Origin of the sequence: Microtetraspora fusca (assembly GCF_001570365.1) — a bacterium.
GTDB classification, from domain to species: domain Bacteria; phylum Actinomycetota; class Actinomycetes; order Streptosporangiales; family Streptosporangiaceae; genus Microtetraspora; species Microtetraspora fusca.
Window position 1 is genome coordinate 192492 of sequence record NZ_BBYK01000046.1, and the last position, 22457, is coordinate 214948.

General features: G+C 72.2%; 21 protein-coding genes. 9 read left to right on the forward strand and 12 right to left on the reverse strand.

Features of this window, described 5'->3' with window-relative positions; genetic code table 11:
• Both meaB and AWQ68_RS16265 read right to left on the reverse strand, forming a co-directional pair.
• Nucleotides 1-984, reverse strand: a complete 984-nt coding sequence (gene meaB / locus AWQ68_RS16260; RefSeq protein WP_066941191.1) for a methylmalonyl Co-A mutase-associated GTPase MeaB — start codon at nucleotides 982-984, stop codon at nucleotides 1-3.
• A gap of 141 nt (nucleotides 985-1125) precedes the next feature.
• Entirely contained in the window at nucleotides 1126-2319 is a 1194-nt protein-coding gene (locus tag AWQ68_RS16265; RefSeq protein ID WP_066941192.1) for an acetyl-CoA C-acetyltransferase, read from the reverse strand.
• A 142-nt stretch (nucleotides 2320-2461) separates the two neighbouring features.
• On the opposite strand from AWQ68_RS16265, the gene mce reads away from it, so the two are divergent.
• Both mce and AWQ68_RS16275 read left to right on the forward strand, forming a co-directional pair.
• Nucleotides 2462-2884, forward strand: coding sequence for a methylmalonyl-CoA epimerase (mce, locus tag AWQ68_RS16270; protein ID WP_066941194.1), 423 nt, complete (start codon nucleotides 2462-2464; stop codon nucleotides 2882-2884).
• A 187-nt stretch (nucleotides 2885-3071) separates the two neighbouring features.
• A complete protein-coding gene (locus AWQ68_RS16275) occupies nucleotides 3072-4364 on the forward strand; it encodes a DivIVA domain-containing protein (protein ID WP_066941196.1) in 1293 nt (430 codons plus the stop codon).
• A 133-nt stretch (nucleotides 4365-4497) separates the two neighbouring features.
• Here the strand turns inward: AWQ68_RS16275 and AWQ68_RS16280 are convergent, their stop codons facing one another.
• The 6 genes from AWQ68_RS16280 to AWQ68_RS16305 all read right to left on the reverse strand — a co-directional run bounded on the left by AWQ68_RS16280 (nucleotide 4498) and on the right by AWQ68_RS16305 (nucleotide 10196).
• A complete protein-coding gene (locus AWQ68_RS16280) occupies nucleotides 4498-5481 on the reverse strand; it encodes a helix-turn-helix transcriptional regulator (protein ID WP_218006894.1) in 984 nt (327 codons plus the stop codon).
• Nucleotides 5482-5698: 217 nt separating this feature from the next.
• Entirely contained in the window at nucleotides 5699-6469 is a 771-nt protein-coding gene (locus AWQ68_RS16285; protein WP_066941199.1) for an alpha/beta fold hydrolase, read from the reverse strand.
• 136 nt (nucleotides 6470-6605) lie between these two features.
• Nucleotides 6606-7367 carry an SDR family NAD(P)-dependent oxidoreductase gene (locus tag AWQ68_RS16290; RefSeq protein WP_084464076.1) on the reverse strand — a complete coding sequence of 254 codons (762 nt, stop codon included), beginning with the start codon at nucleotides 7365-7367 and terminating at the stop codon, nucleotides 6606-6608.
• 83 nt (nucleotides 7368-7450) lie between these two features.
• Entirely contained in the window at nucleotides 7451-8161 is a 711-nt protein-coding gene (locus tag AWQ68_RS16295) for an alpha/beta hydrolase (protein WP_066941203.1), read from the reverse strand.
• 62 nt (nucleotides 8162-8223) lie between these two features.
• Nucleotides 8224-8574, reverse strand: coding sequence for an Rv1322 family protein (locus AWQ68_RS16300; protein WP_084464061.1), 351 nt, complete (start codon nucleotides 8572-8574; stop codon nucleotides 8224-8226).
• Nucleotides 8575-8687: 113 nt separating this feature from the next.
• Complete coding sequence (locus AWQ68_RS16305) at nucleotides 8688-10196, reverse strand: 3-hydroxyacyl-CoA dehydrogenase family protein (RefSeq protein ID WP_066941205.1); 1509 nt, start codon at nucleotides 10194-10196, stop codon at nucleotides 8688-8690.
• A gap of 68 nt (nucleotides 10197-10264) precedes the next feature.
• Here AWQ68_RS16305 and nucS point away from each other — a divergent pair, with 68 nt between their 5' ends.
• From nucS to AWQ68_RS16335, 6 genes are all read left to right on the forward strand, one after another.
• Nucleotides 10265-10927, forward strand: coding sequence for an endonuclease NucS (gene nucS, locus AWQ68_RS16310; RefSeq protein ID WP_066941207.1), 663 nt, complete (start codon nucleotides 10265-10267; stop codon nucleotides 10925-10927).
• Between the two features lie 85 nt (nucleotides 10928-11012).
• Complete coding sequence (locus AWQ68_RS16315) at nucleotides 11013-11846, forward strand: ABC transporter ATP-binding protein (RefSeq protein WP_066941209.1); 834 nt, start codon at nucleotides 11013-11015, stop codon at nucleotides 11844-11846.
• 28 nt (nucleotides 11847-11874) lie between these two features.
• A complete protein-coding gene (locus AWQ68_RS16320) occupies nucleotides 11875-12723 on the forward strand; it encodes an ABC transporter permease (protein ID WP_245655944.1) in 849 nt (282 codons plus the stop codon).
• A complete protein-coding gene (locus AWQ68_RS16325) occupies nucleotides 12720-14015 on the forward strand; it encodes a sensor histidine kinase (RefSeq protein WP_084464062.1) in 1296 nt (431 codons plus the stop codon). Before AWQ68_RS16320 ends, AWQ68_RS16325 begins: the two co-directional genes overlap by 4 nt.
• Before the next feature lie 6 nt (nucleotides 14016-14021).
• Nucleotides 14022-14639: a response regulator gene (locus tag AWQ68_RS16330; RefSeq protein ID WP_066941211.1), complete on the forward strand. Its 618-nt coding sequence runs from the start codon at nucleotides 14022-14024 to the stop codon at nucleotides 14637-14639.
• Between the two features lie 184 nt (nucleotides 14640-14823).
• A complete protein-coding gene (locus AWQ68_RS16335; protein ID WP_245655945.1) occupies nucleotides 14824-15429 on the forward strand; it encodes a TetR/AcrR family transcriptional regulator in 606 nt (201 codons plus the stop codon).
• A gap of 36 nt (nucleotides 15430-15465) precedes the next feature.
• Here the strand turns inward: AWQ68_RS16335 and AWQ68_RS16340 are convergent, their stop codons facing one another.
• From AWQ68_RS16340 to AWQ68_RS16355, 4 genes are read right to left on the reverse strand one after another with little or no spacing between them, the layout of a single operon-like run.
• Nucleotides 15466-16059 (reverse strand): response regulator transcription factor, encoded by a 594-nt coding sequence (locus AWQ68_RS16340; protein WP_066941214.1) that lies wholly within the window; start codon nucleotides 16057-16059, stop codon nucleotides 15466-15468.
• The gene (locus tag AWQ68_RS16345) at nucleotides 16056-17240 is read right to left on the reverse strand and encodes a sensor histidine kinase (RefSeq protein ID WP_066941216.1); all 1185 of its coding nucleotides are present in this window, start codon (nucleotides 17238-17240) and stop codon (nucleotides 16056-16058) included. The genes AWQ68_RS16340 and AWQ68_RS16345 overlap by 4 nt, the downstream gene beginning before the upstream one ends.
• A gap of 10 nt (nucleotides 17241-17250) precedes the next feature.
• A complete protein-coding gene (locus AWQ68_RS16350; protein WP_066941218.1) occupies nucleotides 17251-18351 on the reverse strand; it encodes an ABC transporter permease in 1101 nt (366 codons plus the stop codon).
• The gene (locus AWQ68_RS16355; protein WP_066941220.1) at nucleotides 18348-19226 is read right to left on the reverse strand and encodes an ABC transporter ATP-binding protein; all 879 of its coding nucleotides are present in this window, start codon (nucleotides 19224-19226) and stop codon (nucleotides 18348-18350) included. Before AWQ68_RS16355 ends, AWQ68_RS16350 begins: the two co-directional genes overlap by 4 nt.
• A gap of 305 nt (nucleotides 19227-19531) precedes the next feature.
• On the opposite strand from AWQ68_RS16355, the gene AWQ68_RS16360 reads away from it, so the two are divergent.
• Nucleotides 19532-22438 (forward strand): ATP-binding protein, encoded by a 2907-nt coding sequence (locus AWQ68_RS16360; protein WP_066941222.1) that lies wholly within the window; start codon nucleotides 19532-19534, stop codon nucleotides 22436-22438.
• Nucleotides 22439-22457 lie beyond the last annotated feature (19 nt).

The window sequence follows — 22457 nt, forward strand, 5'->3', positions numbered from 1 at the left end:
TCAGCCGAGGTCGGCGAGCAGCTCGTCGGCGGCGGTGTAGGGGTCGGTCTCGGCCGCCAGCAGGCGTTCCGCGAGGCGGTCGAGCCGCCGTTCGCGGCCCTCGGGCGCGAACCGGGCGCGCAGCCGCGCCAGCGCGATGGTCTCGATCTCGTCCCGCGCGCGGGCCAGCCGGCGGCGGCGCAGCTCCCCCGACTCGTCGAGGTACGCGGCGTGCTTGTCGAGCGCGGCGAGCAGGTCGTCGGCCCCCTCGCCCTTCGAGGCCACCGTGGAGACGATCGGCGGCCGCCATGGCCCGCGCAGAGGCGCGACCGTGCTCCGCAGATCGCGGACCAGGGCCTGGGCGCCGTCGCGGTCGGCCTTGTTGACGACGAACACGTCGGCGACCTCGAGAATGCCGGCCTTGGCCGCCTGGATGCCGTCGCCCATCCCCGGCGCGAGCAGGACGACGGTGGTGTCGGCCAGCCGGGCCACGTCCACCTCGGCCTGGCCGACGCCGACGGTCTCGACCAGGATGACGTCACACCCGGCGGCGTCCAGCACCCGCAGGGCCTGCGGGGTGGCCCAGGCGAGCCCTCCGAGGTGGCCGCGGCTCGCCATGCTCCGGATGAAGACCTCGGGGTCGGTCGCGTGCTCCTGCATCCGCACCCGGTCGCCGAGCAGCGCGCCGCCGGTGAACGGGCTGGACGGGTCCACGGCCAGGACGCCCACCCGCCGGCCGCGCCTGCGGAACGCCCGGATGAGCATCCCGGTCGAGGTCGACTTCCCCACGCCCGGAGAGCCGGTCAGCCCGATCACGCGCGCGCCGTACGGCCTGCGGCCGCCCTCGGCCTCGGGGCCGGACGCGGTGGCGAACGCCGCCATCACCTCGCGCAGCCGCTCGTCGCCGCCCGGAGTCGCGGCGGCGTTCTCGACCAGCGTGATCAGCCGGGCGACCGCCCGCGGCCGCCCGCGCCGCGCGTCCGCCACGAGCGTCCCAATGTCCATCAGACCTCCGCATCGCTCGCCGCCCGCGGTTCAAGCCTAGACACGCGATCTCAGGCCGGCCCGGCGGCGCGTACGGCGCGCGCCGGGCCGCGAGGCGGACACGGAGAGGCGGACACGGAGAGGCGGCGGAAAGCTGGCGGATCAGCCGCGGGAGGGCACCCGGACGATCAGGGCGTCGCCCTGGCCGCCGCCTCCGCACAGGCCGGCCGCGCCCACGCCGCCGCCGCGCCGCTTCAGCTCGTGGGCCAGCGTCAGCACGATCCGCGCGCCGGACGCGCCGATCGGGTGGCCGAGGGCGATGCCGCCGCCGTTGACGTTGACCTTGTCCAGCGGGACATCGAGCTCCTTGACGGACTGGAGCACGACCTGGGCGAACGCCTCGTTGATCTCGATGAGGTCGAGGTCGTCGGCGGTCAGGCCCTCCTTGGCCAGCGCGTGCTTGATCGCGTTGGCGGGCTGGGACTGCAGCGAGTTGTCCGGACCGGCGACGTTGCCGTGCGCGCCGATCTCGGCCAGCCACTCCAGGCCGAGCTCCTCGGCCTTCGCCCGGGACATGACGACGACCGCGACGGCGCCGTCGGAGATCTGGGAGGCGGAGGCCGCCGTGATGGTGCCGTCCTTGGCGAAGGCGGGCCGCAGCCCGGCGAGCGTCTCGGCCGTGGTGTCGCCGCGGATGCCCTCGTCGGCCGAGAACACGATGGGCTCCGCGCCCTTGCGGCCCGGGAGGGTGACCGGCACGATCTCGTCCTCGAAGACGCCGGTCTTGGTGGCCTTGGCCGCGAGCTGGTGCGAGCGGGCGGAGAACTCGTCCTGCTCCTCGCGGGTGATGCCGAACCTGGCGTTGTGCCGCTCGGTGGACTCGCCCATGGCGAGCTGGTCGAACGCGTCGGTGAGCCCGTCGTAGGCCATGGAGTCGACGACGCCGGCCGGGCCGTACTTGACGCCCTTGCGCAGGCCGGGCAGCAGGTGCGGCGCGTTGGTCATGGACTCCATGCCGCCGGCGACGACGATGTCGAACTCGCCGGCCCGGATGAGCTGGTCGGCCAGCGCGATGGCGTCGAGCCCGGACAGGCACACCTTGTTGATCGTCAGCGACGGGACGGCCATGGGGATGCCCGCCCTGACCGCGGCCTGCCGGGACGGGAGCTGGCCGGCGCCCGCCTGGAGCACCTGCCCCATGATCACATACTGCACGTCTGAGGGGGCGACGCCTGCGCGCTCCAGCGCCGCCTTGATGGCGATGCCGCCGAGGTCTGCGCCGGACAGGCCGGCGAGCGAACCGAGCAAGCGCCCGATGGGCGTACGAGCTCCTGCGACGATCACGGAACCGGACATTGGATGGGGCCTCCATCACGGGATCTGGGCGACGATGTCACGATACCCAGGAGTGTCCGAGTGATCGCCATGGTGGTCGCCCACATCTTCCGGGCCTGGCAGAGTGGCGAGAGCGCGGATCGCGACGCGGAGGAGTGAGGAAATGCTGCTCAGGATCGACCACGTGGGCATCGCGTGCCACAACCTCGAAGAGAAGATCGAGTTCTACGAGACGACCTTCGGGCTCACCGTCGTGAGCCGGGAGGTCAACGAGGAGCAGGGCGTCAAGGAGGCGATGCTGCACGTCACCGACGCGCCGAGCGGGGCGTCGTACGTGCAGTTGCTGGAGCCGCTCCACCCCGACACCGCCGTCGGCAAGTTCCTGGCGAAGCGCGGCGAGGGCGTGCACCACATTGGCTATGGAGTGGCCGATGTCACGCAAGCTCTGCAGGATATCGCCGCAAAGGGCATAAAACTCATCGACGAGCGTCCGCGGCACGGTTCAATGGGTGCGTCAATCGCGTTTCTCCACCCGAAAGACGTGGGAGGAGTCCTGACGGAGCTGGTCGAGACGGCGCGGCATTGACCCTCTGAACGCAAGAAAGGTTCACACGTAACAAGTCGCGCATAAAGTCGGAGGGGGCCGCCAACGCGGCAGTACCGGAGTACGCTGGCGTACCACCGGACGTGGACCCGGATGGGCTCCCCGCCTCGGCTGTCCGAACCCCCCGTCCGGCCCGTGTAGCCGTCTCGACAACCCAGGATCGAGCCTCATGCAGTCCGACATCGACGCCCAACTCAACAATTTCTTTGAAGACGCCCCTTCTCGGGAATTCGACGTGGTGCTCCGCGGCTACGACCGGCACCAGGTCCACGACCACTTGAAGACGCTCGACACAGAACTGCGTCAGGCGCGTGAACAGGTGAGCGGGCTCCAGCGAGAGCTTTCCGACTCGCAGCGTCAGTTGCAGGAGCAGGAGCGTCCGACCTATTCCGGTCTCGGCGCCCGCATTGAGCAGTTGCTTCGTCTTGCCGAGGAACAGGCCACCGAGCTCGTCCAGGCCGCCAGGTCGGAGGCCAACGAGATCAAGGCGCAGGCCAAGGTGGACGCCGCCGACATGCGCGCCGCCGCCGAGAACGAGGCCGCTGAGAAGCGCGCCCTCGCCGCCCGCGAGGCCGAGGACATGCGGAGCACGGCCGAGCGCGACGCCGAGGAGATCCGCGCGACCGCCAAGCGGGAGGCCGACGAGCTGACCTCGACCACCGAGCGCGAGGTCGCGAAGGTCCGGGCCACCGCCGACCACGAGGTCGCGGAGAAGCGGGCGGACGCCGAGCGGGAGATCGCCAAGCTGCGCACCACCACCGAGCGCGAGGTCGCCCAGCTCCGGGCCTCCACCAAGCGCGAGCGCGACGAGGTGCTCACCACCGCCAAGCGCCAGGCGGACGAGATGCGCGCCCAGGCGCAGCGCGTCCTGGAGGAGTCCGAGGCCAAGCGGGCCCAGGAGGAGGCGGAGTTCGAGATCCAGCTCGCCTCCCGGCGCGAGGAGGCCGAGCGGCAGGAGGCCGAGCGCCACGCCACCGCCCAGGCCAACACGCAGAAGCTCGTCGCCGAGGCGGAGCAGCGCGCCGCGACGGCCGAGCAGCGGGCCAGCAAGGCCACCCAGCAGGCCGAGCAGACCCGGCGCGAGGCCGACGCGCACGCCAAGCAGCTCCTCGCCAACGCGCGGAAGAACGCCGACCAGCTCGTGGCCGACTCCAAGTCCAGCGCCGAGTCGATCGTGACCGACGCCAAGAACGAGGCCGAGCGCACCCGCACCGCCATGCAGCGCCAGGTCGACGAGCTGACCCGCCAGCGCGACAGCATCACCAGCCACCTCGCCCAGCTTCGGCAGCTCCTCGGTGGCGCCCCGCTGCCGGGCATGGACGCCGAGCCGGCGCCGGTCGCGGCCTCCCCGGCCAAGCCCGCGCTGTCGGCCGCACCCAGCGCCGACAAGCCGGTCTCGGTCTCCAAGCCCGTCGAGGCCGGCAGCAAGGCCGACGACGACGCCGAGTGGTGGCAGGAGTAACAACCGGCGCTTACGGGGGAGCAGGCGACGGCTATAGCGACACCATGAGCAGGGCCCGGCGGATCACCTCCGCCGGGCCCTGCTCATTTGCCTCGCTTCGCTCGCGCGGGCTCGGGGCGCTCGGGTGGGGGCGTCAGATCCAGCCGCGGCGGGCGGCTTGGACGCCGGCCTGGAAGCGGCCGGTGGCGCCCAGGCGGCCGAGCAGGGAGGCGATCCGGCGCCGCAGCGTCCGCTCGGAGATGCCGAGGTGCCGCAGGATCGCCTCGTCCTTCATCCCCACCGCGAGCAGTTCCAGGATCTGCCGGTCCACCGCGTCCAGAGCCGGTACGGACGACGTCCCCGCCAGGGGGGCCGCCTCGCGCCACAGCGTCTCGAACAGGGCGACGAGGGCGTCCGTGAGGGCGCTGTGCCGTACGACGACGGAGGTGAAGTGAACGCCCTCCTCGTTGCCGGTGAGCGGCAGCAGGGCGGTCGCGCCGTCGACGAGGACCAGCTTGATCGGCAGGTTGGCGTGGACCCGCGACTGCTCGCCCAGGCTCATCATCTGCCGGATCTCATCGAGCTTGGCGGGCAGGTCCAGCACGGCGGAGGAGTAGATCGCGCGACAGCGCACGCCCCGCGCCAGCGCGGACTCCTCGGCGCTGATCGACGTCCCCGAGGAGGCGGCGTACGGCGGGGCGTCCAGCGCGAGCACCTCCTTGGACGCGCCGGCCAGCAGCTCCCCCACCCGGCGGCTCGCGGCGGCGCTGCCCTCGACCACCTCGATCACCCGTTCCGGGTCGGCGCGCAGCAGCCCCTCCTGGAAGTCGGCGGCCAGCTCGTCGGCCACCAGGCTGAGCCGGTCGAGCTCGGCCCGGCGGCGGCGGATCGCCCCGCCGAGGCCGATCCTGGGGTCGGCCGCGCGCAGGCCGCGCCGTTCGGCCGACTCCAGCAGGCCGAGCTCCATGAGCCGGTCCACCGAGGCGCGGACCGCGTCGGGCGACGCCTCCAGCCGCCGCGCGCACTCCTCGACGGAGCAGCGGGGGTCACGGAGCAGCAGGCGGTAGATCCGTTCTTCCAGGACGTCCAAACCGATGGCGTCCCACAACGTGGCACCTCCGTGGCATGTTCCGGTCATTGGCCGGATCAGGTCACATGTTTGTATCACAATCGTCGTGTCGCATCGCAAAGGTAGCGACATGGAGCCAACGCGGAGTATTGCCTCCGCGAGCTCCTGAGGGAGGAAAGCAGAGGGAGGGGACGCAGGCCTGGACGGTGACCCCGTCCGCCTCGTCCGCCCCCTCCGCTTAGCTCGTCCTCCGCCTTGTGCGTCTCGGTTTCCCGCGTCTCCCCGTTCAGGGCAGGGAACGGACGAAGTCGGCGACGGCGTGGTTGAACGCCTCGGGATTCTCCATCGCGGACAGATGGCCCGCCTCAGGGACGACGGCGAGCCTGCCGTCGGGCACGGCCCCGGCCATCGCCTCCGCATCGGCCCGCGGGGACAGTTCGTCCTCGTCGCCCACGATGACCAGCACGGGCGCCGTCAGGGCGCGGAGCGTGTCGAAGGAGTCCGGGCGGGCCGCCATGGCGCGCTGCGCCCACGCCACGGCCGGAGGCGGCGCGGACTGGACGAGGCCGCGTACCCGGCCGGACACCATGGGCCTGCGCCGCGCGGTCGTGGCACCGAGCTGCGGCGGCAGGACCTCGTCCACGAGGATGGCCGGGCCGTCCCGGAGGACCGCCTCGGCGATCCGCTCGCGGTTCTCCCTCGCGGGCGCGGGGTCGGCGGCCGCCTTGGTGTCGGCGAGGATCACGCCGAGCAGGCGGTCGGCGTGGCGACGGCAGAAGGCCATCGTGACGTACCCGCCCATGGACTGGCCGCCGACCACGGCGCGCTCGATCCCCTCGCTGTCGAGGAGCCGCGCCACGTCGTCGGCCATGACGTCGAGCGAGGGCGCGTCGTCTCCGAGGGGTGAGCCGCCGAAGCCGCGCAGGTCTGGAGTGATCACCGTGCAGGCGCGCGCGAGCCCCTCACGCTGCGCCTGCCACATCGCCGAGGAGAGCGGGAAGGCGTGGAGCAGGACCACAGGCGTCCCGGAGCCGGCTGATCGCGAGTAGAGCCGCATCTGGCCAACGTAACCCGCGATCGCCGTCAATGAACCCGTTGGCCCCTCGCCACGCGCTCGTACGAACGGCGTGGCGAGCCCCCCACCCCGCGGTTGTCCGGGCCTCTAGGAAGGTCGACCCGCCGAGAGCGAACGGTCAGGACATCGCGGTCTGGCCACCGTCGACGAAGAGCACCTGGCCGGTCATGTACGCGGACGCCGGGCCGGCGAGGAACAGCGCGGGCTGGGCCATCTCCTCGGCGGTCCCCCAGCGGCCCATCGGGACGCCGCTGATGGTGGCCTTGCTCGCGTTCTCGTCCTCCCACAGGTTGCGGTTGAGGTCGGTCGCCGTCCAGCCCGGGCACAGCGCGTTCACCCGTACGCCGCGGGACGCCCATTCGACCGCGAGGGTCTTGGTGAGGGCGACCAGCCCCGCCTTCGCCGCACCGTACGGCGCGAGGAACGGCGCGCCCTTGGCGGCGACGGAGGCGACGTTGATGACGGACCCGCCGCCGCGCTCCAGCAGGTGGGGGGCGAACGCGTGCAGGACGGCCATCGCCGAGTCCAGGTTGAGCCGCATGAGCTTGTCCCAGCCGGTCAGCCGCAGGTCCTTGAACTCGGCGAGGAAGCTCGATCCTCCGGCGTTGTTGACGACGACGTCCACGTGGCCGAGCGCCTCGATCGCGGCCTGGACGGCGGGTGCCACGGCGTCGCGGTCGGTCACGTCGCAGGGGATCACGTGGGCCGAGCGCCCGCGGTCCTCGATCTCCTTGGCCACCTGGGCGAGGCTCTCGGCGGAGCGGGAGACGAGCGCGACGTCCGCGCCCGCCTCGGCGAACGTGAGGGCGATGGCCCGGCCGATGCCGCGGGACGCCCCCGTGACGAACGCCTTCTTGCCCGAGAGATCGAACGCCTGCACGGTGCCTCCACTGGAACAGAACATAGCTCTACTGTTCCTGATTTATACCGCTTCGGCACCCACGGTGGCATCCGGCCCGGATGTCAGACCTCGGTGGGCAGCGGGCCCGCGGCCGGGTTCACCCGCTTGACGATCTCGTCGAGCACGATCCGCACGTACGGCTCCCCCACCCACAGGTGCTTGGCGCCCTCCACGCCGACCACCTCGACCTGCGGCACCCGGGCGAACCGCGTACGCGCCTCATCGGGCCGCAGGTAGTCGTCGTGCTCCGGCACCAGCGCGACCAGGGGCCGGCCGAACTCCGCCCAGGCGTCCAGGTCGGCGTCCGTCGCACGGTGGAGCGGCGGCGAGAGCAGGATCGCGCCCTCGACGAGCGGGTCCCGGCCCCACTTCAGCGCCAGCTCGGTGCCGAACGACCACCCGACGAGCCACGGGCGGGGCAGGTCGTGGAACTCGGCGTACTCCAGGGCCGCCGCCACGTCGAACCGCTCGTCCTCACCGTGGCCGAAGGAGCCCTCGGACGTCCCGCGATCCGAGGTGGTGCCCCGGGTGTTGAAGCGCAGCACCGCGAGGTCGGCCAGCGCGGGCAGCCGGTACGACGCCTTGCGCAGCACGTGGCTGTCCATCATGCCGCCGTGGGTCGGCAGCGGATGCAGGCAGACCAGCGTGGCCGCGGGGGGCCTGTCCTCGGGCAGCGCGATCTCGCCGACCAGCGTCAGTCCGTCGGCCGTGTGCAGCTCGATGTCCTCCCGCCGCGCGGGCAGCACCGTCGACGCCCGGATCTCCGCCACCATCCCCAAACCTCCTGCACAGTTCCTCTGAAAAGCCCGCGACAACCCGCCGACGGTCGTGGCCGTCAGTAGCGGGTGCGGCCGGGGCCGCGGTTGACCCGGTTGCGCCAGCAGGCGGTGTGCCAGTGGCGCCGCTCGTTCTCGCCGCCGGTCCAGTTGGGCCAGGAGACGAGGTGCGCGAGCCCGACCCTGATCTCCTGGTCGCAGCCGGGGCAGCGGTAGATCTTGTCCGCCGCCCCGCCGACGATGCGCCGCACCTGCCACTCGCCGTCGGGCCACTCCTCGACCTGGCCGATGCCGAACCGTCCGGCGAAGCCCAGGCCCTCCTCGTCGGCCTCGGCTCCGCGTCCGCCGTACCCGGGACGCCCTGAGCGGCGCGAGGAGCCGTCGGAACGGCGTGCGCGGCGCGGGCTCACGGGGCCTCCTCGCGGACGCGCGCGACCCACTCGGGGCGCGTACGGACGGAAGAGTACGGCACGGCAGGGGGCGGAGAGGGCGCGACGGGGGTCATGTCAGTCAGAACGAGCGGTCAGCCGGCGTATTCCCGGATGCTCCGCACGCCGGCCGTGACGAGCTGGTCGAGCAGCGGCACGGGAGCGAACGCCGGCTCGCGGTACTCCGCGTAGAGGGCGCGCAGCCCGTCCCTGACCGCCTCCAGGCCGATGGCGTCGAGCATCTCCAGCGGCCCCGCCGGATATCCGCAGCCGAGCCGCATCCCGGTGTCGATGTCGCCCGCGGAGGCGTACCCCGACTCCAGCATGCGGACCGCGTCGTTGAGATACGCGTACAGCAGGGCGTTGACGACGAACTCGGCCCGGTCCCCGCACATCACCGGGGTGCGGTCGAGGATCTTCACCAGGTCGTGTACGGCCGCGGCGGTCTCCGGCGAGGTCAGCACGGTGGAGGCGACCTCGGCCACGCCGTCGCCCACGAGGTGCAGCCCGGCGAGCCGCTCGGGGTGCGGCAGCCGTACGGCGAGCTCGACGACCGGGCGGTCGGACAGGGCGAGGACCACGTCGGCCTCGCCGACCGCGGTCAGGTCGGATCTCTCGGCGACCACGGGCTTGAACCCGGCGCGCTCGAGGGCGGTGGCGAGCGCCGCCGCGTCCGGCCCGCCGCCGACGATCCCGACCGTGGACACGGAGGCCGCCCGGCGGGCCTTCGGCGCGGCGGGGGCGGCTTCGCCGTAGGAGTAGAACCCGCGGCCGGTCTTGCGGCCGAGGAGCCCTGCGGTGACCAGCTCGCGCAGCACGGGCGCGGGCGCGTGCCGCCGGTCGCGGGTCTCGCGGAACAGGACCTCGCACACCTCGTAGGAGGTGTCCAGGCCGATCAGGTCGAGCAGCGTGAACGGCCCCATCGGCAGCCCGACGCCCAGCTTCATGGCGGCGTCGATGTCGTCGCGGCCGGCGACGCCCGACTCCAGCAGGGCGCAGGCGTGGTTGAGATAACCGAGCAGCAGCCGGTTGACCACGAACCCGGCGCGGTCGCCGGCCGTGATCGGGGTCTTGCCGAGGCTCCGGGCGAGCGCGGCGACGTCGTCGGCGAGACCGTCGTCGGTGACCACGGTGTGGACGACTTCGACCAGCTTCATCACCGGGGCGGGGTTGAAGAAGTGCATCCCGATCACCTGACCGGGCCGCGACGTGCCGGCGGCGATCGCCGTGACCGACAGCGACGAGGTGTTGGTGGCGAGCACCGCGGACGGCTTGCAGATGCGGTCCAGGTCGGCGAACAGGCCGCGCTTGAACTCCATGATCTCCGGGATCGCCTCGATCACCAGGTCGGCGTCGGCCAGGTCCTCACGCGAGGTGGTGAGGGTGACCCGGCCGAGGATCTCGCGCTGCGCGTCCTCAGTGAGCTTGCCCTTGGCGACGGCCTTGCCGGTCGAGCGCTCCAGGTGGCCGCGACCGCGCTCCAGGGCCGCGTCGTCGGCCTCGACACCGATCACTCGACGGCCCGAACGGGCGAAGACCTCGGCGATCCCCGCGCCCATGGTGCCGAGTCCCACCACACCGACAGTCTCAAACGTCTGCGCCATGGGGTCAGTCTCCCAGAGGGGTCCGATCCGGCAGAGGGCAGGCGGCGCGACCGGTAGGGTTGGCCGCTATGCGGCTGGTCATCGCGCGGTGCAGCGTGGATTACGTGGGGAGGCTGACGGCCCATCTGCCCATGGCGCCCCGCCTCATCTTGGTCAAGGCGGACGGCAGCGTCTCCATCCACGCCGACGACCGGGCGTTCAAGCCGCTCAACTGGATGAACCCCCCGTGCAAGCTGCGCGAGGACGACGGCACCTGGACCGTGACCCACGGCAAGACCGGCGAGAAGCTCATCCTCACCATCGAGGAGGTGCTGCACGACTCCAGCCACGAGCTGGGCGTCGATCCGGGGCTCCAGAAGGACGGCGTCGAGGCGCACCTGCAGGAGCTGCTCGCCGAGCACATCACCACACTGGGCGACGGCTGGACGCTGATCCGCCGCGAGTACATGACGGCCATCGGCCCGGTGGACATCCTCTGCCGCGACCACCTCGGCGGCACGGTGGCGGTGGAGATCAAGCGCCGCGGCGAGATCGACGGCGTCGAGCAGCTGACCCGCTATCTGGAGCTGCTCAACCGCGACCCGCTGCTCGCCCCGGTCAAGGGCGTCTTCGCGGCGCAGGAGATCAAGCCCCAGGCCCGCGTGCTGGCCGTCGACCGCGGCATCGACTGCGTCACCCTCGACTACGACGCGCTCCGCGGCATCGAGCCGGAGAATCCCACGCTCTTCTGACGGCCGCGTGTCCACCGAACGGTGGACACCGGGATTCAGTCGACCAGGGGTGTCCTGGCGTAAAGCGCCGGTAGATCCTTGCAGCATGACAAACGCCATTGAGGTCCGCGGCCTGACCAAGCGGTACGGCGACGTTCAGGCGGTCAGGGGCATCGACCTCGACATCAGGCGGGGCGAGGTCTTCGCCATTCTCGGCCCCAACGGGGCGGGCAAGTCGACGACCGTCGAGATCCTGGAGGGGTACCGCAAGCGGGACGCGGGCGAGGTGTCGGTGCTCGGCGTCGACCCGGGCCGGCCTACTCGGGAATGGCGCTCCCGCATCGGCATCGTCCTGCAGACCGCGAACGACGCCGCCGAGCTGAGCGTGCGCGAGACGGTGCGCCACTTCGCGGGTTACTACCCGAACCCGAGGGACCCCGACGAGGTGATCGCCGCCGTGGGGCTCTCCGAGAGCGCGAACAAGCGGATCCGCCAGCTCTCCGGCGGGCAGCGGCGGCGGGTGGACGTCGCCCTCGGCGTCCTGGGCAACCCGGAGCTGATCTTCCTGGACGAGCCCACCACCGGTTTCGACCCCGAGGCCCGGCGGCAGTTCTGGGAGCTGATCGCGGGGCTGGCGCACACGGGCAGCACGATCGTGCTGACCACCCACTACCTGGACGAGGCCGAGGCGCTGGCCGACCGGGTCGCGGTCATCGCGGGCGGCTTGATCGTCGCCGAGGGCGAGCCCGCGACGCTGGGCGGCCGGGCCACCGCGAAGGCCCTCGTGAGCTGGGACGAGGGCTCGGTCGAGACGGACACGCCGACCAAGACGGTCCTGGAGCTCAGCCGCCGCTACGACGGGGAGGTCCCCGGCCTGTCCGTCGCCCGTCCCACGCTCGAAGACGTCTACCTCAAGCTGATCGAGGCCCCCGGTGAATGACGCAGTGAATGAATCAGTGAGTGACGCCGTGAATGAGACCCTGACCGAGACCGCTCCCCCTGCGGCCCCCGCCCACGCGATGCCCTCCGCCCTGAAGCTGGGCCTGTCCCGGGGCATGGTGGAGACGAAGATGTTCTTCCGCGAGAAGGACGCCGTCGTGTTCACCTTCGCCTTCCCGATCATCCTGCTCATGCTGTTCGGTTCGATCTTCGCCGGCAGCCTGGAGGGGACCGGGGTCACCGTCTCGCAGCTCTACACGGCGGGGCTGATCGGGGCCGGTGTGATGGGCGCCGGCTTCCAGAATCTGGGCATCGGCATCGCGGGCGACCGCGACGACGGCACGCTGAAGCGGCTGGCCGGAACGCCCATGCCGCGCAGCGCCTACTTCATCGGCAAGATCATCAACGTGCTGGTGATCGCGTTCCTGGAGGTCGCGATCCTGCTGGCCATCGGGGTCCTGATGTACGACCTGGACCTGCCCGGCCAGGTGTCGAGCTGGGTGACCTTCGCCTGGGTGTTCGTGCTCGGGGTCACCGCCGCGGCGCTGCTGGGCACGGCGGCGAGCAGCCTCCCCCGCTCGGCCAAGAGCGCCGCCGCGGTCATCAGCATGCCGTTCGTGGTGCTGCAGTTCATCTCGGGAGTCTTCATCCCGTTCACCCAGATGCCCGAGTGGCTGATCAACGTCGCCTCGGTGTTCCCGCTGAAGTGGATGTGCCAGGGGTTCCGCGCGGTGTTCCTCGGGGACGACGGCGCCACGCTTGAGCTGACGAAGTCGTACGAGCTGGACCGGGTGGCCCTGGTCCTCGCCGCGTGGGTGATCGGGGGTCTGGTGCTGTGCCTGACGACCTTCCGCTGGAAGGGCCGCCGCGACGGATGAGCACGGCCTGGCGCCGGAACCGGCGCTCCCTCGCCGAGGGCGTCGCCGCCCCCTCCGGGGACGGCGAGCCCGGCGCCGGCCACGCGTGGAAGGCGTTCCGCGGCTGGGAGACGCTGTACTCCGTGGTCTTGGCCGTCACGATCGCGCTCGTGTTCGCGGACCACGACCTGACCCCGGCCGCCAGGACGGTCGCGCTCGCGCTGCTCGGCTGCTGCGCGGCCGGGTATCTGCTCCTCGGCCGCCCAGCGCTCGGGGACGGCGGCGCCCGCGACCGCCGCGGCCTGCTCTATGTGGGCGTGATGATCGCGACCTTCGTCCCGGCCACCATCATCACGACTTCGGCGACCATGGGGCTGTTCGCGCTCTGCCCGCAGGCGTTCATGCTCCTGCGTGACCGATACGCCGTCGCGGTACTGCTGGCGCTGAACGCCGGCCCCGTGACCATGTTCCTGGCGGCGTACGGCACGACCGGGCACCTCGGGTTCGTCTCCATCGTCTTGATCGGCATCGCGTTCGCCGCCGTCCTCGGGTCGTGGATCAGCCGCATCATCACCCAAAGCACCGAACGCGCGCGGCTCATCGAGGAGCTGTCCGCCAGCCGCGCCGAGGTCGCCCGCCTGTCCGCCGAGCGTGGCGCGCTGGCCGAGCGCGAACGGCTGGCCCGGGAGATCCACGACACCCTCGCCCAGGGGTTCACCAGCATCATCATGCTCATCCAGGCCGCCGAGGCGCAGCCGGGGCCGGCGCCGGGATCACGGCATCTGGCGCTGGCCGTACAGACCGCCAGGGAGAACCTGGCGGAGGCGCGCGCCCTCGTCGCGGCGCTCGGCCCGGCCCCGCTGGACGGCTCCACCCTGGACGAGGCGCTGCGGCGGCTCACCGCCCGGCTGGGCGAGGAGCTGGGCCTCCAGGCGTCCTTCGCGGTCGAGGGCGTCTCGCGCGCGCTGCCGGCCAACACCGAGGTGGTGCTGGTGCGGGCGGCGCAGGAGGCCCTGGCCAACGTCCGCAAGCACGCCGCCGCGTCGGCCGTCCAGGTCCGCCTCGTGTACGGCGTGGCCGAGGTGACGCTGACGGTCCGCGACGACGGGTGCGGCCTCGGCCCCGGCCCGACCTCGGGGTACGGCCTGCGCGCCATGCGGAGCCGCGTCGAGCAGGAAGGCGGCGCGCTGACCGTGACCGGCTCCATGACCGACGCGATCCCCGCGGCCGACGCGGCCACCAGACCGGGGACGACCCTGACCGTCACCCTGCCCTCGCCGGCGCCGCCGCCCGATTCCCGAGATGGAGAGTGACCTTCCGTGGTTCGCCTGATGATCGTGGACGACCACCCCGTCGTACGCCAGGGCCTGCGCGGCATGTTGGAGTCCGACCCCGGCGTGGACGTGGTCGGGGAGGCCGGCTCCGGCGACGAGGCCGTCGTACGCTCCCGTGAGCTGCGGCCGGACGTCATCCTCATGGATCTGCGGATGCCGTCGGGCGACGGCGTCGACGCGACCAGGCGCATCCTGGCGGAACGCCCGGAGAGCCGGGTGATCGTGCTGACGACGTACGAGACCGACCAGGACATCGTGCGGGCGGTCGAGGCGGGCGCGGCCGGCTACCTGCTCAAGGACATCTCCCGCGCCGACCTGCTCGCCGCGGTCGCGTCGGCGGTGCGGGGAGAGACCGTGCTGGCCCCGTCCGTCGCCACGAAGCTCGTCACGCGCATGCGCGCGCCCGTCGCGGAGTCCCTGTCGCCGCGCGAGGCGCAGGTGCTCTCGCTCGTCGCCCGCGGGCTGACGAACGCGGAGATCGGGACCGAGCTGTTCATCAGTGAGGCGACGGTGAAGACCCACCTGCTCCGCGTCTTCGCCAAACTCGGCGTCTCCGATCGCACCGCGGCCGTCACCACCGCGCTCGGCCGCGGCCTCATCTAGCCATGGTTACCTACCGTAAAAGGCCGAATCAAGATCGAATACAGGCCCCACTTGACCGGCTTGTCAAGTAAATGACCTTCCTTTCGGGCGGCCGAAAGCGCTAATTTATAGATACTTTCGCATAAAGGATCTTGCGTCCATAATGGTTCCTCCTGGGGGGCCATTGACGGCGCGAGGTGAAGTAGTGGTGGGACGGGAATACCGGGGGATGTCGGCCGAACAACGGCTGGCCGACCGAAGAGAGCGGTTGATCACGGCCGCATACACGCTGTTCGCCAACCCAGGCTTCCATGGCACGACGATCGAGCGGCTGTGCGCGACCGCTCGCATCTCCAACCGCGCGTTCTACGAGTGCTTCTCGGGGCGCGACGACCTCATGCGCGCGGTCTACGACCGATGCGTGGAGGAGACGCTCGCCTCCGTGTCGGCGGCCATCGAGGAGGCGCCGCCTACGCTGGACGACCGCATCGTGGCCGGCATCGGCGAGTACGTCCGGTTTGTGACGAAGGATGTCCGGCGCGCCCGCGTGATGCACGTGGAGGTCCGCCGCGCGGGCGACGTCCTCAGCAGCGCGCGGCAGCGCTCCGTGCTGGAGTTCAGCAAGGTGATAGAGCGCGCGGTCGACGACGTACGACACCGCCCCCCGCTGGAGCCCCACCTGCTCTCGCTCGGCGTGATCGGGGCCATCACGGAGCTGCTCATCGAATGGGTCCTGAGCGACCCGGCTCCCTCCGTGGACCGGCTCACCGCCGCGGCGATCCACATCTTCCGCAGCTCGTTCCACCCCTGACGCCGGCGAGCGCGGCACAGGAGCCCGGGGACGGCCTCAGATCCACCCCATGTCCTGAGCGGCGCGGATCGCGGTGATGCGGTTCCCCCCTCCCAGCTTGCCGATGGCGCTGGACAGGTAGTTCCGGACGGTCCCCTCGGTGAGGTGCAGCTCGGCGGCGATCCGCGCCACCGACGCGCCCTTGGCCGCCAGGGCCAGCGCGTCGCGCTCCCGCTCCGTCAGCGGGTTCTCCCCTGCGGTCATCGCGGCGGCCGCCATCTCCGGATCGAGGTAGCGGCCACCCGCGTGCACCTTCCGGATGGCGCGGGCCAGTTCCTCGGCCGACGCGTCCTTGGGCACGAATCCGCGCACCCCGGCCGCGAGCGCCCGCCTCAGGTATCCGGGCCGCCCGAAGCTGGTCAGGATCAGCATCGCCCGGCCGGGCATGCTCTCCGCCACGGACAACCCGTCCATCCCCGGCATCTCGACGTCCAGCACCAGCACGTCCGGCTCGTGCTCCCGTACGGCCTGGGCCACCAGGTCGCCCCTGCCGACCTGGGCGACGACCTCGATGTCGGCCTCCAGACCGAGCAGCATGGCGATCGCCTGCCGGATGAGCCGCTCGTCGTCGGCGAGCAGGACACGGATCATGCCCCGACCTCCACGGGCAGCGGGGCGACCGCGCGCAGGACGAACTCGCCCGATCCCGTGGGCCGCGCCTCCAGTGTGCCCCCGACCGCCGCCATGCGCTCGCCCAGCCCGGCCAGGCCGCTCCCGACGTCCTCCGCCGCCCGGCGGGCCACGCCGTCGTTGCGCACCTCCAGCACCGCCTCCTCCTCCGAGTGGCGCACGGTGATGTCGCATCGCGACGCCGAGCTGTGCCGGAGCACATTCGTCGCCGCCTCGCGGATCACCCACGCGAACACCGGTGCCACCTCCTCGGGCACCTCCCTGTGCGGCAGATGCAGACGGCAGGTCACCCCGGCCGCCTCCAGCACGCCGCGCACCGTCGCCAGCTCGGCGCCCAGGTCGAGCCGCCGATAGCCGCGCACCGTCTCCCGCAGCTCCCGCAACGCCGTACGGGCCAGGCCGCGGACCTCGGCCATCTCGTCTTTGGCCGCGCCCGCGTCGGCGGCGGACAGCCGTACGGCGAGCTCGCTCTTGACCGCGATGGCGGAGAGCTGGTGGCCGACCATGTCGTGCAGGTCGCGGGCGAACCGCAGCCGCTCCTCTGCGACGGCCAGTCGCGCCTGGGCCTCGCGCCCGGCGTGCGCCTCCTCGGCGAGCCGCCAGATCCACACCCAGAGCCGGTTGGTCCAGGGGAAGAGCGCGCACATCACCACGTAGTAGAAGCTCACGCCCACGACCGCGCCGACGGTGCTCGGCACATCCGTGGCGAAGGTGGGGTCGCCGCCGGCCAGCGTGGCGAAGACGGCCGGCGGGGTCACCACCACGGCCGTCCCGGCGCCGAGCAGCACCGCGGACTTCCGCGACACCCCGACCGCGGCGATCGACAGCCACGCCAGCGGCACGAACCCCCACCCCGTCATCTGGGCGCCGCCGGTCACCATGACGGCCAGCGCCAGGGCGCCCGACACCACCCTCTCGCGCCGGGAGATGCCATGGGAGAGCACCGCGTCCGTCATCCGGACGAAGACGACGCTGAACATCGCCAGCCCGGCGGCGGCGAGCAGGGCGCGTTGCCACGCCAGGACCCCCAAACCGAGCGCCCCGGCGCTGGTCAGGACGGCCAGGAACCAGGTGAGGAGCAGCGTCCCGATCAGCACCCACCGGACGACCCTGCGTGCGCGTCTCAGCCCGTCAACCACCATTTACTCCACTTTATCGGCCTTTGACCACGTCAAGGAGCCGCACCCGCGCGCCCGTGCGCAGCACGGCCCGCTCGTAGATCCGCGCGGCCAGCAGCGCCACCGCGGCGACGGCGGCGGCCATCAGGACGGCGGAGGCCGCCACCTGCCAGAAGGGGATCTCGGCCGCGGCCGCCCGCACCGGCATGACCATCGACGAGAACGGCGGGACGAACGACGCGATCGTGGCCACGGTGCCGGTGGGGTCGGTGACCGAGTAGAAGGCCACACCGTACGTCGCCATCATGGTCATGGTCATCGGCGACAGGACGTTGCCGACCTCCTCCTGCCGCGAGACGAGCGACGCCAGCATGGCGGCGAACGCCGCGAAGAAGAGGTAGCCGAGGACGAACCACACGATCACGCCGGCCACGATCCCGGCCATCCCCGGTGGAAAGTCGAGCGCCAGCCCGGAGGCCAGCGCGCCGACCAGCCCCGCCGCGATGGCGACGACCAGATTGATCAGGCCGACGCCCCCCAGCCCCAGGATCTTTCCGCCGAGGAGCTGCGCGGGGCGCACCGATGTGAGCAGGATCTCGACGATGCGGCTGCTCTTCTCCTCGACCACGCCCATCGCGACCATCATCGGCGTACCGATGACCAGCATGAACAGAATGATCACCAGCACGACCGCGATGCCGGTGCGAGTCTTCTGGTAGCGCGTGTCGGCGCCGACGGACTGCATGTCGAGCGGGGTGACCGTGACCCCGGCGGCGCCGATCTGGGCCTCGCGGTGCGCGCTCTGCAGCAGCAGCCCGAGCTGGTCGTCGATCTCGCCGTCGGTCAGCACCTTGGTGCCGCCGACGAGCGCCGCGTCCACGTCGCCGTCGAGCACGGCCCGCCTGGCCGCGTCCTCGTCGGCGTAGTCCTGCCACTCGACCTTGGTGTCGCCCCACATCTGCAGGCGCTGGGAGGCGACCACGCCCACCTTGTACGAGTCCGGGCCGCCCACGATCTTCGGCGCGAACGCGGCCGCCCCGACCAGCAGCGCCGTGATGACGAGGCCGACGATGAACCCCTTCGAACGCACCTGGGTCCGGATCTCACGCCGGGCCACCAGCAACAATGCGCTCACGCCACCGCCTCCTTGAAGATCTCGGTGAGCGTCGGACGCTCCACCCCGAAGTGCTCGACCCGTCCCGCGCGCATCGCGGCGCGCAGCACACGCTGATCGTCGTCGTCCCGCGTGACCAGCACCTCGCGACCGCCCTCGACGGTCAGCTCGCCGGCCAGGTCCTGCGCCCATCCCGGCTCGGGGTCGGCGACGACCACGCGCAGCTTGCGCCCCTCGGCGGCCCGCAGCTCGTCCACGGTGCCGCTCGCCACCATCCGCCCGGCGGAGATGATGCCGACCGAGTCGCACAGGCGCTCCACGAGTTCGAGCTGGTGACTGGAGAAGATCACCGGTACACCGCTCCTCGCCCGCTCGCGCAGCGCCTCGGCCAGCGCGTCCACCGCCAGCGGGTCGAGCCCGGAGAACGGCTCGTCCAGGACGAGGACGTCGGGGTCGTGGACCAGGGCCACGGCGAGCTGCACCCGCTGCTGGTTGCCCAGCGAAAGCGACTCGACCGCGTCTTTCGTGCGCTCGGTCAGCCCGAGCCGCTCCACCAGGTCACCGGTCGCCTTCCTGGCCGCAGCCGGTGACAGCCCGTGCAGCCGCCCGAAGTACTCGATCTGCTCGGCGACCCGCATCTTCTGGTACAGGCCGCGTTCCTCCGGCATGTAGCCGAACCGCCGCCGCTCCGCGAAACCCAGCGGAGCGCCCTTCCAGCGCACCTCACCGGAATCGGCCTGCATGACGCCCATCACGATCCGCATCGTGGTCGTCTTGCCCGCGCCGTTCGCGCCGACGAAACCGAACATCTCGCCCGGCCGTACGGCGAAGCTCACCCGGTCCAGGGCGACCTTGCCCGTCCCGAACGTCTTGCGCAGTTCCTGCGTCTCCAACATGTGACCGATCATTTCGCGCTCTACCGGACGCCTGAAGACGTCGATATCAGACCTTCCGGATGACATATGTCATCCGATGGCGCCGGGCCCGTTTGACGTGTCCGCCGACGACAAAGCGGTCATCCATCACACGGGCGCTCGGTCAAGACGACGGTTGCGAGTGCCTGATCGGGATCACGCCGCAACTCCGCGGGATCCGGCACCGACCGGATTTCCGGAGATACGGAGGGTTGACCATGCTTGATCGGTATTGGATAACTGAGTTCCGACAGGGGGAGTAAACCCGCGCTGTTATGGAGCCGCCCATGACCGGCCCTGCCTCCCTGGCCCCGGTGGGCCGCGACGCCCAGCTACGGACCCTCCTCCAAGCGGTCGGCAGCCCGCCCGCGGTGATCCTGGTGCAGGGCGAGGCAGGCATCGGCAAGACCCGCCTGGTCCACACGGCGATCGAGCGGCTGCGCGCCGATCGCCGCACCGTGCTGCTCGGCCACTGCCAGCAGCTCAGGGAGCCGTTCCCGTACGGCCCGGTGTTCGACGCGCTGCGCCACGCCGCCGCCGCGCTGCCCGCCGGCGACCGGCTCAACCCCGTGACCGGGGCGTTGCGCGGGTACCTGCCCGAGCTCACCGGGCACCTGCCGCCCGCCCCCTCGCCACCGCCGCTCGACGACGCGCGTGCCGAGCGGCACCGGCTGTTCCGGGCGGTGCATGCGCTGCTCGCCGCCGCGGCACCCGCCGCGCTCGTCGTCGAGGACCTGCACTGGGCCGATGACGGCACGCGGGACCTGCTCCGCTTTCTCACCGACCAGCCACCGGAGGGCCTGGCGCTGGTGGTGACCTTCCGCAGGGAGGACCTCCCCGTGCCCGGCCTGCCGTTCGGGCGCGCCTACCGCCGCCGGCCCGGCGTTCGCAGCGAGGTGATCTCGCTGGCCCCGCTCGATGTCGAGGCGGTGCGGAGCCTTACCAGCGCGCTGCTCGACGGCGCCCCGGTGCCGCAGGAGTTCGCCGCCCGGCTGCACGAGCGCACCGCCGGAGTGCCGTTCGTGATCGAGGAGGTGGTGCGCTCGTTGCGCGACGACGCGGGCCGGCTACCCGGCGGCGAGGACGCGCCCGAGGTACTCGACCGCATCCCCGTGCCGCTGCTGCTGCGCGAGGCGATGGCCGAGCGGCTCGCCGGGTTCTCCCCCGCCGCCCTGCGCGCCGTCCGCGCGGCGGCCGTACTCCGGATGCCCGCCGACGAACCGCTGCTCGCCGCGGTGGCCGGCGCGGAGGAACCGGACGCGGACGCGCACGAGAACGGCCTGTCGGAGGCGCTCCGGGCGGGCGTCCTGCTCGAACACCCCGACGGCCAGTACGGCTTCCGGCACGCGCTCGCCCAGCAGGCCGCCTACGACGCGATCCCGGGGCCGGACCGGCGGCCCATCCACCGGCGGGCGATGGCCGCGCTCTCCGCGCTCGACCCGCCGCCGCTGGTGCGGCTCGCCTACCACGCCAGGCACGCGGGCGACCTGGACGCCTGGCGGCGCCACGGCGCGGCCGCCGCCGACCACGCCGCCGCCGTCGGCGACGTGCCCCTCGCGGTCGAGGTGCTCGAAGGCATGCTGGCCGACCGGAAGCTGCCACGCGACGCCCGCGGCCCACTCGCACTACGACTGAGCAGGATCGCCGCCGTCGGCCTGTCGTACCGGCGGGTGGTGCGGCTGCTGCGGCACCTGCTGTCGGACGACTTTCTGTCCCGCCACGTCCGCGGCGAGGCGCGGCTCAATCTGGGCGTGCTGCTGGCGAACCAGGCCGGCGCGAACCCGGCGGGACGGCAGGAGATCCTGGCCGCGCTGCCCGACCTGCACGACCGGCCCGACCTGGCCGCCCGCGGCCTGGCCCTGCTCGGGCTGCCCGCGTGGGGCGGCGAGCCGCTGGACATCCACAAGGCGTGGATGGACGAGGCGGAGAAGCTGCTGTCGTCCGTCGAGGACCAGGACCCCGAGCTGGCCGCCGCCGTCCACGCCAACAAGGTCACCATGGCCATGCTGGTGGGCTCGCCCGACGCGTTCACCATGGCCTCGGCGCTGCCGGAGAACCATCCCTCTGCGGCGGTTCGCAGGCAGGCGGCGCGGGCGTACTCGAACCTGTGCGACGCGGCGACGGCACTCGGCCACTACGGCGCGGCCGAGAAGTTCGCGGCGCGCAGCAGGAGGATCTCCGACGAGAGCGGGGCGCTCTACCCGGTTTATCTGGTGGAGATGTCGTCGCTCAGGCTCGACTGGCTCACCGGACGGTGGGAGGGGCTGCGGGAGCGCGCCGTCGCGGCGGTGGAGATGACGGCGGAGGCGCCGCTGCTGGCGGTGGAGGCGCGGCTGGCGCTCGGCATGCTCGCCCTGGCCAGGGGCGAATGGCAGGAGGCCGGGGAGCAGCTCGACGCCACGGGCGTCCGCGACCCCGACTCCGGGTACCTGCCGGTGACCGCGCCGGCGTCCGCCGGCCTGATCGAGCTGCATCTGACCCGCGACGCGCTGGACGCCGCCCTGGCCGAAACCGAGTGGGCGGTGGGCCGGCTGCGCCGCAAGGGCCTGTGGGTGTGGGGCGACCAGGTCGCCCCACAGGCGGTGGCGGCGCTGCTCAGGGCCGGACGCGCGGGCGAGGCCGCCGATCTGGTGTCCGAGTTCGCTGCGGGCGTCGACGGCAGGACCGCACCATCCGCGCACGCGGCCCTCGACCTGGCCCGCGGCGCGCTGGCCGAGCACGAGGGACGGCGCGACGAGGCGGCGGGACACTACGCGCGGGCGAAGTCGGCCTACGAGGGGATGCCCCGCCCACACGCCGCCGCGCGGGCCGCGGAGGCGGAGGCGGGCGCCCGGCTCGGCCTCGGCGAGCGCGAGGAGGCCGCCAAGCTCGTCGCCCGCGCGGCCGAGCGGTACGCGGCGCTCGACGCCACCCGCGACGCGGCCCGCTGCCGCCGCCTGCTGCGGGAGATCGGCGCGGCCGGACCGGCGCGCAGGACCAGGAGGGCGGGCGGCGGCGTCCTGTCACCTCGGGAGGCCGAGGTGGCCAGGCTGGTGGCCCTGGGCCGTACCAACAGGGAGATCGCCGAGGTGCTGTTCCTGTCCCGCCGCACGGTGGACACCCACGTCGCCCGGGTGCTGCAGAAGCTCGGCGTGCGCACCCGCAACGACGTGCGCGAGCCCCGGCCGGACGACCGGCCGGGGCCCGACCACTAGGTCGTGTCTGACACTCCCT

Bases quoted from the DNA above. Each gene is read 5' to 3' on its own strand.
- AWQ68_RS16345 (WP_066941216.1), bottom strand. From the start codon at position 17,240: ATGGTGGTTGACGGGCTGAGACGCGCACGCAGGGTCGTCCGGTGGGTG.
- AWQ68_RS16305 (WP_066941205.1), bottom strand. From the start codon at position 10,196: ATGGCGCAGACGTTTGAGACTGTCGGTGTGGTGGGACTCGGCACCATG.
- AWQ68_RS16325 (WP_084464062.1), top strand. From the start codon at position 12,720: ATGAGCACGGCCTGGCGCCGGAACCGGCGCTCCCTCGCCGAGGGCGTC.
- AWQ68_RS16280 (WP_218006894.1), bottom strand. From the start codon at position 5,481: ATGACCGGAACATGCCACGGAGGTGCCACGTTGTGGGACGCCATCGGT.
- AWQ68_RS16355 (WP_066941220.1), bottom strand. From the start codon at position 19,226: ATGTTGGAGACGCAGGAACTGCGCAAGACGTTCGGGACGGGCAAGGTC.
- AWQ68_RS16315 (WP_066941209.1), top strand. From the start codon at position 11,013: ATGACAAACGCCATTGAGGTCCGCGGCCTGACCAAGCGGTACGGCGAC.
- AWQ68_RS16295 (WP_066941203.1), bottom strand. From the start codon at position 8,161: ATGGTGGCGGAGATCCGGGCGTCGACGGTGCTGCCCGCGCGGCGGGAG.
- AWQ68_RS16275 (WP_066941196.1), top strand. From the start codon at position 3,072: ATGCAGTCCGACATCGACGCCCAACTCAACAATTTCTTTGAAGACGCC.
- mce (WP_066941194.1), top strand. From the start codon at position 2,462: ATGCTGCTCAGGATCGACCACGTGGGCATCGCGTGCCACAACCTCGAA.
- nucS (WP_066941207.1), top strand. From the start codon at position 10,265: ATGCGGCTGGTCATCGCGCGGTGCAGCGTGGATTACGTGGGGAGGCTG.
- AWQ68_RS16265 (WP_066941192.1), bottom strand. From the start codon at position 2,319: ATGTCCGGTTCCGTGATCGTCGCAGGAGCTCGTACGCCCATCGGGCGC.
- AWQ68_RS16285 (WP_066941199.1), bottom strand. From the start codon at position 6,469: ATGCGGCTCTACTCGCGATCAGCCGGCTCCGGGACGCCTGTGGTCCTG.
- AWQ68_RS16360 (WP_066941222.1), top strand. From the start codon at position 19,532: ATGACCGGCCCTGCCTCCCTGGCCCCGGTGGGCCGCGACGCCCAGCTA.
- AWQ68_RS16340 (WP_066941214.1), bottom strand. From the start codon at position 16,059: ATGATCCGTGTCCTGCTCGCCGACGACGAGCGGCTCATCCGGCAGGCG.
- meaB (WP_066941191.1), bottom strand. From the start codon at position 984: ATGGACATTGGGACGCTCGTGGCGGACGCGCGGCGCGGGCGGCCGCGG.